The organism is Streptomyces sp. NPDC127092 (genome assembly GCF_042722475.1).
GTDB lineage: Bacteria > Actinomycetota > Actinomycetes > Streptomycetales > Streptomycetaceae > Streptomyces.
Genome location: NZ_JBHXFE010000365.1, coordinates 1 through 1,124, shown reverse-complemented (window position 1 = coordinate 1,124; position 1,124 = coordinate 1). Strand labels below are relative to the sequence as shown.

Sequence of the window (1,124 nt, the reverse complement as noted above, 5' to 3'; positions counted from 1 at the left end):
CCCGCACAGGACGAGATTGGCCGCAGCCCACAGATTGCATGCGGCTGCCGCAACGCCACCGGTGCCTCCGAAAGCCGTTGCGCAACGCCCACCGAGAATGCCGCGGACATTAGCCCCCCGACGCAATCGAGGCATTACAACGGCCATGACGAAGCCGGACAACTCGATACCGGCACAACATCGCTTTCGCAGGGGTCCAGGCCCGCGCTCATGGACTTTCATGAACCGGACGCCACACCGACGGGGCGAACCGGCACAGCGATAACCACCTCGACGGAGGCCCACAGACCGTGGAGTTATCCACAGGTCACGTTGATCTCACCGTACTAACCGGCCACTGTGGGCACTCACCTCGACGCGAGCCCAACCGGCTAGGGACCCTGTTGTGCTCACCGAACGGTGATCCACCCGAGTCCGCCCGGTAGATGAGGTGCCAATGCCCGCCACACGTCCGACCGTCCAACGCGCACTCGCCGCACTGGTCACCGCGGCGGTCGCCACCGGAACCGCAGCGCTGACCGCCCCGGCGGTGGCACACGCGGACCCGGCCAGATGCGCATCGACATTCAACCTCTTCATCCCCGGAACCTGGGAAACCAACGAGCACGCCGACCCCTCCGTTCCGGCCGGCATCCTCAAACCGATCGCCAACACCATCACAGCCACCCACGGTGACCGCGCGGAGGTCTACACCCTGCCGTACATGGCCCGCGCATTCGACAACGGAAAGACATACGCCGACAGCAAGTCCGACGCACGCACCAAAGCAGCCAAATTGCTGACCGACATAGCAAGCAAGTGCACGCGAACGAAGTTCACGATCACCGGATACTCCCAGGGCGCCGACGCGGCCGGCGATCTCGCCTCCGACATCGGAAACGGCAAGGGCCCCATCCCACCCGACCGCGTACTCGCGGTCGGCCTGCTGGCGGACCCCGGCTCGGGCACCGAGGGTGAAGCCGTCGTCGGCCCCCGCGCCGCAGGAACCGGCATCGCCGACCCCCGCCCGCAGGGAATGGGCCAGCTCTCCGGCCGGGTCGCCTCCATCTGCTACACCGGCAAGGACCTGTACTGCTCAATCCAGAAAGGGACGAGCCCGCTCCTCGGGTCGCTCGGCTCCATCC

Annotated in this window: 1 protein-coding gene; it reads left to right on the top strand. The window is 66.5% G+C overall.

Translation table 11 applies throughout. The features are described from left to right. Positions 1 to 436 precede the first annotated feature (436 nt). The coding region (locus tag ACFWJO_RS40465) for a cutinase family protein (protein WP_386873374.1) at positions 437 to 1,124 on the top strand (688 nt) is incomplete at its 3' end.